This is a genomic window from Streptomyces sp. HSW2009, assembly GCF_040240285.1.
Taxonomy (GTDB): Bacteria; Actinomycetota; Actinomycetes; order Streptomycetales; family Streptomycetaceae; genus Streptomyces.
In genome coordinates, this window is sequence record NZ_JBEHZD010000404.1 from 1 (window position 1) to 7,482 (window position 7,482).

Genomic DNA, 7,482 nt, shown 5'->3' on the forward strand with positions numbered 1-7,482 from the left:
GGAGCACGGAGCACGGAGCACGGAGCACGGAGCGGGCGGCGCAGCCTCGCGCGCGAGGTGCGGAGTACGGGGCGCCGCGGGGCTGGGCACGGAGCACGCTCCGACGCTCACGCTCAGATGGCCAGCCTCGCGTACGGAGCGTGAAGCTGCGTGTACGACGCCAGTCCGGTCTCGCGCGCGGGGCCGTCGAACGGAGCCACCGAACGTGAACGGAACCACCGGGACTGGACCGCCGAACGGGCCGCCACGCGGGCGGTGCGGACGCTGCGTGGCGGGGAGCGTCGCACGCGTTGTCAGTGTCGTGGTGTGCAATGGAACGCGTGCCCGCGCTCGATGAACCCCTGAAGAAGATCGTCGGCGGCAACACCGCGAAGGTGATGGCCGCCCACCTCGACCTGCACACCGTCGGTGACCTGTTGCACCACTACCCGCGGCGGTACGCGGAGCGTGGCGAGCTCACGCGTCTCGCCGACCTGCCGCTGGACGAGCACGTCACGGTGGTCGCGCGGGTGGCCAAGGCGGTGAAGAAGACGTTCAACAACGGCAAGGGCGTCCGGCTGGAAGTGGTGGTCACCGACGGCAGTGGGGCGCTGACCCTGGTGTTCTTCGGCCGGAGCGTCTTCCATCACGAGAAGGCACTGGTGCCCGGTCGCCGCGGGATGTTCGCGGGCAAGGTGTCGGTGTTCAACCGCACGCGCCAGCTCTCGCACCCCGATTACGCACTACTGGACCCGGAGGCGGGCGAGGACGCGGCGAGCGCCGCCGACGCGTTCGCGCACCAATTGCTGCCGCTCTACCCCGCCTGTAAGCAACTCGCCTCCTGGCAACTGGCCAAGTCCGTCGACCTGCTCCTGGACACCATGGAGGCCACGAACTGGGAGGGCCTGGTCGACCCGTTGCCGGACACCCTGCGCGAGGGGCGCGGGTTCGAGACCCTGCCGAGTGCCCTGTTGAAGATCCACCGTCCGCGCAGCAAGGCCGACATCGCTGCGGCCCGCGACCGGCTCAAGTGGGACGAGGCGTTCGTCCTTCAGGTGGCACTGGCGCGCCGTCGGTACGCCGATACGCAACTGCCCGCCGTGCCGCGCGCCCGACGGGCGGACGGACTGCTCGACGCCTTCGACGCGAAGCTGCCGTTCACACTCACCGAGGGGCAGCAGCAGGTGTCGGCCGAGATCTTCGCCGACCTGGCCACCGAACACCCCATGCACCGGTTGCTCCAGGGCGAGGTCGGCAGCGGAAAGACACTCGTGGCGCTCCGCGCGATGCTCGCCGTCGTCGACACCGGGGGGCAGGCCGCGATGCTCGCGCCGACCGAGGTGCTGGCCCAACAGCACCACCGCTCCATCGTGGAGATGATGGGCGAGTTGGCCGAGGGCGGCATGCTCGGCGGCTCCGAACACGGCACCAAGGTCGTGCTGCTCACCGGCTCCATGGGGGCTGCCGCCCGTCGTCAGGCGCTGCTCGACCTGGTGACGGGGGAGGCGGGCCTGGTGATCGGCACGCACGCGCTCATCGAGGACAAGGTCCTCTTCCACGACCTGGGGCTGGTGATCGTCGACGAACAGCACAGGTTCGGCGTCGAACAGCGCGACGCCCTGCGCGCCAAGGCCGACCGGACGCCCCACCTCCTGGTCATGACAGCCACCCCCATCCCGCGCACCGTCGCCATGACCGTCTTCGGCGACCTGGAGACCTCGGTCCTCGACCAACTCCCCGCGGGGCGCTCGCCCATCGCGAGCCACGTGGTGCCGGCCAAGGACAAGCCCCACTTCCTCTCCCGCGCCTGGGACCGGGTGCGGGAGGAGGTTGAGGCGGGCCACCAGGCGTACGTGGTCTGCCCCCGTATCGGTGACGAGGAAGACGCCGCAGCAGAGCGCAAGGGCAGCACGCGGCCTCGCGCGGGCGACGCGCGCGAGGGTGAGTCCGGCACGGAGGCCGGTGCGGGGACGGAGACGAGCGACACGGAGGGCACTGCGGAGCGCCGCCCGCCACTCGCCGTACTCGACGTCGCCGAGCAACTCGCCAAGGGGCCGCTCCAGGGGCTGCGTACGGAGGTCCTGCACGGCCGGATGCATCCGGACGACAAGGACGCCGTGATGCGCCGGTTCGCCGCCGGTGAGGCGGACGTGCTCGTGGCCACGACGGTGATCGAGGTAGGCGTCAACGTCCCCAACGCCACGGCCATGGTGATCATGGACGCGGACCGGTTCGGAGTCTCCCAGTTGCACCAGCTACGGGGCCGGGTCGGCCGTGGCTCCGCCGCCGGTCTGTGCCTCCTGGTCACGGACATGCCGGAGGCCAGCCAGGCCCGAGCCCGGCTGGGGGCGGTCGCCGCGACGTCCGACGGCTTCGAGCTGTCCCGCATCGACCTGGAGCAGCGGCGCGAGGGCGACGTGTTGGGGCAGGCCCAGTCGGGCGTCCGCTCCAGCCTACGGATGCTCGCCGTCATCGACGACGAGGAGATCATCAGCGCCGCCCGCGAGGAGGCCGTCGCCACGGTCGCGGCCGACCCGGAACTGGAGCACCTCCCCGCGCTGCGCACGGCCCTCGACGCCCTCCTGGACGCCGAGCGCGAGCAGTACCTCGACAAGGGCTGACGCGTACGCGCTGCCGCTCCGAAACTGCGCCCCAGAGGCGCTGAGGCGATGCCGTCGGCGCCACCCGCGCGCCTGCCGCTGTCTCCTCCCCGACTCGGCCCGCGCATCCTCAGCGCCGTCCCTGGCATGGCCACGTGCCCGTACGGGGCGCACGGCCCGTGCCCGTACCGGGGGGCGACAGGCTGACCCGCGGCGCACAGTCCTCCGAGCGAATTGCAGGACACCTGCGCCCCACTCTCCCCCGCCGCCGCTCGCCTCCTCCCAGCCCCAGACCCTCCAGCACGCAGCACGCAGCACGTACGCCTTGCGTCCCCGAGCCGCACAGCACGGTGCACGAGGCAGCGGGTTCGACAACCCACCCCCACCCCGTCCAAGCACCATCGCCGGAGCACGGAGCACGGAGCACGGAGCACGGAGCACGGAGCACGGAGCACGGAGCGGGTGGCGCAGCCTCGCGCGCGAGAGCGGGAAGTACGGTGTACGGAGCGACGCCATACGGGGCCACGGGGCGCCACCCCGCGCGACGCCGCCGAACGACCACGGGCCCTGGGGCGTAGTCCGCCCCGCCCGCCCCGTACTCGCCGTCCCGCTGGCCCCCGACGACCAGTACCAGGCGGCGGCCCCTCGGCTCCGCACGGACGCCGTCCCCGAGTAGTCCACCGGATGACGCCATATCGTGGGGGAGCGGTGTTCGATCAGGGGCGCCGTTCCCCCACCACGAAGGGCCGAACGACAGATGACCCGCGTGATCGCCGGAGCCGCCGGCGGGCGCCGTCTCGCCGTACCGCCGGGTACCGGCACCCGCCCCACGTCGGACCGCGCGCGCGAGGGCCTGTTCTCCACCTGGGAGTCGTTGCTCGGCTCGCTGGACGGAGCGCGGGTGCTCGACCTGTACGGCGGTTCGGGCGCCGTCGGCCTGGAGGCGCTGTCCCGGGGCGCTGAGCACGCCCTGCTGGTGGAGGCGGACGCACGCGCCGCCCGCGTGATCCGGGAGAACGTCCGCACCCTCGGCCTGCCCGGTGCCGAGGTCCGCGCGGCCAAGGCGGAGCAGGTCGTCATCGGCCCCGTACCCGAAGACCGGCCGTACGACGTCGTCTTCCTCGACCCGCCCTACGCCGTCACCGATGACGCGCTGCGGGAGATCCTGATCACACTCTGCGGTAATGGCTGGCTAGCGGCACGGGCGCTCGTAACGGTGGAGCGGAGCACCAGGGGCGGCGAGTTCCGGTGGCCGACCGGTTTCGAGGGGCTACGGGCTCGTCGTTACGGGGAGGGCACGCTTTGGTACGGTCGCGCCGCTTCACGCAACACCGCTACGCCGAACCACCACAGCGCGTCATGACCGCACTGGAGAGCGAGGAACCACTCTTGCGTCGCGCCGTCTGTCCGGGGTCCTTTGACCCCGTCACCAATGGACACCTCGACATCATCGCCCGAGCCTCGAAGCTGTACGACGTCGTGCACGTCGCCGTGATGATCAACAAGTCCAAGCAGGGGCTCTTCACCGTTGACGAGCGCATCGACCTCCTGCGCGAGACCACCGCCGAGTACGGAAACGTGGAGGTCGAGTCGTTCCACGGCCTCCTCGTCGACTTCTGCAAGCAGCGCGACATCCCCGCCATCGTCAAGGGCCTGCGCGCCGTCAGCGACTTCGACTACGAGTTGCAGATGGCCCAGATGAACAACGGCCTGTCCGGTGTCGAAACCCTCTTCGTCCCCACCAACCCCACCTACAGCTTCCTCTCCTCCAGCCTGGTCAAGGAGGTCGCGGCCTGGGGCGGCGACGTCGCCCACCTGGTGCCGCCGCTCGTCCTTGAGCGCCTCACGGAGCGGCTCGCGGAGCGCTGAGCGGCTGACGGTTTGTCAGGAGGTGTCGGGCGGGAGCCCACTGCCCGTACAGTCGATCCCGTTCCGACCCTTCGGCCTAGAGAGTGCGAGCACCCAAGGTGGACGTGCAGAAGAAGCTCGACGACATCGTCGGCACCGTCGGCAGCGCGAAATCCATGCCCATGTCCGCCTCCTGTGTGGTGAACCGGGCCGACCTGCTGGCCATGCTCGAAGAGCTACGGGCCGCGCTGCCCGGCTCCCTCGCCCAGGCCCGCGAGGTGATCGGGGACCGCGACCAGATGGTCCAGGCGGCCCGGCAGGAGGCGGAGCGGATCATCGAGTCCGCACACACCCAGCGCGGCTCCCTGATCTCCCAGACCGAGGTGGCCCGGCAGTCGCAGGAGGAGGCCGACCGCATCCTCGCCGACGCCCGCCGCGAGGCCGAGGAGATCCGCGCCGAAGCCGACGACTACGTCGACAGCAAGCTCGCCAACTTCGAGGTGGTCCTCACCAAGACCATCGGCTCCGTCGACCGGGGGCGCTAGAAGCTCCTCGGCCGCGACCCGGGCGGCGTGTACGGCGACGCCGACGCGAACGGTCAGTGCGACCAGGCCCCCGAGCGCAGCGCCGACCCCGAGATACTGCGCCGGCGCGCGGACGAGTACGTGGACACCAAGCTCGGCGCCGTGGCCGCCGTGCTCGCCAAGACCCTGGAGGCGGTGGGGCGCGGCCGACAGAAGCTCCTCGGCACCGAGGAGGACGAGTTGGGCGCGCACATGGCGGCCCAGGACGCCGCCGGCGCCGCCGGGCTCAGCACCAGCGACGACGACTTCCTCGCCGACCTCGCCACCAGCCAGCACTTCGCCGACCCGCGCAGCGCCCCGCAGGCCCCGGCCCATCAGCCGCCGATGCCCGACCCGATGCCGGCGATCCCGCAGCAGCCGCCGGCCCCGCCCGAGGTGCCCGCCCAGCCGGAGTACGCGGACTACTACGCCCAGGCGGGCTACCAACAGGACGCGTACGGCTACCAGCAGCAGTACCCCCAGCAGGCCCCGTACGCCGCAGCCCAGCCGCAGCACGACTACCAGCAGCCGGCCGTCCCGCAGCAGCAGCCCACCGGCGACTACGGCTGGCAGCAGCAGCCGCAGCCGCAGCACGGATACGACCCGCACGCCGGCTACCAGGCGCCCCAGGCCATCGACGGCCACCAGCAACAGCCCCGCGCGGCCGGAGCGCCGGCACTGGACGAGACCAGTCTGTTCGACACAAGCATGATCGACCTGAACCAGCTCCGGCAGTACGAACAGGGCCGCTGACCGCACTGCCGTTCCCGGGCTCATCGCACGCTCACCGGCCGGCTTGCGATGCGCCCCGGAGCGCATGCGGGGAGCCCACCCCCACGCTCCACCACCCACCGCGCCCCGGAGCGCACCCGTAGCGCCTGCTTCCCCGTGCTCATCTCCCCACGGCTTTCCCGTCGACGTACGGGGCCACTGGCTGCCGGCCAACAGCCAGTACGCGGCCACCGCGCCGTATCCCGCCCCCCCCCCGCACGCTTCACCGGGGGCCCGGGGGCCCGGGGGCCCGGGGGCCCGGCGCCTCTGCCGCCGAGCCCGCGTCGTCGCCCCGTCCTCACCGGCTGCGTCGTAGTCGTATTGGTCGTCGTGCACCCCGCTCGTACCCAGCCCCGCTGGGCCCCGTTCCCCGTGAAGCACGCCGCACCACGCCGCCAGGGGAGCCACGGGGCGAGGAACGGGCGCGTCAGCGCGGTCTGTGGAGCGCGGCCGGGCCTGTCGCGCTGGAACGTGGGGGGGGGGGGGGGGGGGCGGGCGGGGGCGGGGCGGGGGGGGGGGGGGGGGCCGGCGCTGCCGGCCGGGGCCGGCGGGCGGGCGGCGGGCGGATCTGGCTGGGGCTGGCGGAGCGGGTGGACAGCGTGCGGCCCTATCCGCACCTGCGCGAGCTGTGGCAGATGGTCGCCCGCAGCGCGTACGCGCAACTGCGCCACAACCCGCTGCTCCTGCTCGGCACCGTCGTCGGACTCGCCGTGATCTACCTGGCGCCCCCGGTCGCGGTGTGCGTCGGGGTGCTCCAGGGCGAGCGCACCACCTGGCTGGTGGGCGCCGTGACCTGGGCGGTGCTGGCGGGCAGCTATCTGCCGATGCTGCGCTACTACCGGCAGCCCGCCTGGCTGGCGCCGCTGCTGCCGTTCGTCGCGGTGCTGTACCTGCTGATGACGGTGGACTCGGCCATCCAGCACTACCGCGGCCGGGGCGCGGCCGGGAAGGGGCGTACCTACACCCGTCCCGAGGCCGCGCCGTGAGTCGCCGGACGCACCGGACCCCACTGGTCCGGCGTCCGCCTCACTTGCGGCCGGGCGTCCAGTTCATGCCCCAGCCGTACGCGTGGTCCAGGGTGCGCTGGGGGCTGACGCCGCGGTCGGGCACCAGGTAGCGGGCCTCGCGCTGGACGACGAGGTCACCGTTGTGGTTGGTGATCAGGGCCAGCGCGCAGACGTTGGACGGCACGGTGCACTCGTCCAGCGAGAAGTCCACCGGCGCGCCGTGCTGCGGGCTGAGGGTGACGGTCGCGTTGAGGTTGGCGAAGCTGCGGGCGCCCTCGTAGATGGTGACGAAGACCAGGATGCGTCGGAAGAGGTCCTTGGCGTCCAGGTTGATCGTCAGGTTCTCGCCCTCGCTGCGGGCGCCGGTGCGGTCGTCCGCGTCGAGGTGGATGAAGGGCGGCTGGTGCAGGGCGCCGAAGGAGTTGCCCAGCGCCTGGACGACGCCCTTGGAGCCGTCGGCCAGTTCGAAGAAGGCACCCAGGTCCAGGTCGAGGTCGGAGTGCAGGGCCATCACCTTGCCCAGCTTCTGGCCCCAGCTCTTGAACTGCTTGTGCACCTGCCAGTTGAGGTTGACCCGCATCACGCCCGAGGTCCCGCCCTGCTTGGTGAGCGAGACGGTGGGGGCCTCCTTGGTCAGCGTGACCTTGGTGAGCCGCACGGGCGTGCCGGCCGGGGCGGCGGGCGGGGCCGGCGGCGCCGCGGCGGGGGCGCCTC

4 protein-coding genes and 2 pseudogenes are annotated in these 7,482 nt (G+C 72.3%); 5 read left to right on the forward strand and 1 reads right to left on the reverse strand.

Features of this window, described 5'->3' with window-relative positions:
• Window positions 1-311: 311 nt before the first annotated feature.
• The 5 genes and pseudogenes from recG to AAHZ94_RS24650 form a co-directional block, all read left to right on the forward strand.
• Window positions 312-2,600, forward strand: coding sequence for an ATP-dependent DNA helicase RecG (gene recG, locus AAHZ94_RS24630; protein ID WP_349995304.1), 2,289 nt, complete (start codon window positions 312-314; stop codon window positions 2,598-2,600).
• Between the two features lie 736 nt (window positions 2,601-3,336).
• The gene (gene rsmD / locus AAHZ94_RS24635; protein WP_349995305.1) at window positions 3,337-3,942 is read left to right on the forward strand and encodes a 16S rRNA (guanine(966)-N(2))-methyltransferase RsmD; all 606 of its coding nucleotides are present in this window, start codon (window positions 3,337-3,339) and stop codon (window positions 3,940-3,942) included.
• A complete protein-coding gene (coaD, locus tag AAHZ94_RS24640; protein ID WP_349995306.1) occupies window positions 3,939-4,448 on the forward strand; it encodes a pantetheine-phosphate adenylyltransferase in 510 nt (169 codons plus the stop codon). Before rsmD ends, coaD begins: the two co-directional genes overlap by 4 nt.
• A gap of 98 nt (window positions 4,449-4,546) precedes the next feature.
• A pseudogene (locus AAHZ94_RS24645) lies at window positions 4,547-5,743 on the forward strand (F0F1 ATP synthase subunit B).
• Between the two features lie 548 nt (window positions 5,744-6,291).
• Window positions 6,292-6,747 (forward strand): annotated as a pseudogene (locus tag AAHZ94_RS24650) (glycosyltransferase); the annotation flags it as partial.
• A 40-nt stretch (window positions 6,748-6,787) separates the two neighbouring features.
• Here the strand turns inward: AAHZ94_RS24650 and AAHZ94_RS24655 are convergent.
• A partial coding sequence (locus AAHZ94_RS24655) for a TerD family protein (protein WP_502964768.1) occupies window positions 6,788-7,482 on the reverse strand: 695 nt, incomplete at its 5' end.